Raw genomic sequence first — 242 nt, 5'->3', positions numbered from 1 at the left:
ACTTACATCCGCAATATGAACACCAAGCTTGTAAGTACCGTTCTCAAGCTTCGTTACTGTAACAGCATCATCTAAGTCCTTTGCGTCTTCACCATCAATCGTTACAATCATTTGGTCACGTAAATAACGGCGATCTTTCAAGTCTTCTTCTGAAATCGTTTCTGGTACACTGATTGCATGCTCCATCACTTCCTCATGAAATGCTAAAGGTAAATGATGTTTATGGATGACCGATAAAATAT

Annotated in this window: 1 protein-coding gene; it reads right to left on the bottom strand. The window is 38.8% G+C overall.

Going from position 1 to position 242, the window contains the following annotated elements; translation table 11 throughout:
* Positions 1–242: RNB domain-containing ribonuclease (locus tag JDS92_RS30435; RefSeq protein WP_199633069.1), on the bottom strand; the 242-nt coding region annotated here is incomplete at both ends.

It is taken from the genome of Bacillus cereus group sp. N12, assembly GCF_016483575.1.
GTDB classification, from domain to species: domain Bacteria; phylum Bacillota; class Bacilli; order Bacillales; family Bacillaceae_G; genus Bacillus_A; species Bacillus_A toyonensis.
Note: the sequence above shows the minus strand (reverse complement) of the source record. Positions and strands in the feature narration are given on the sequence as shown.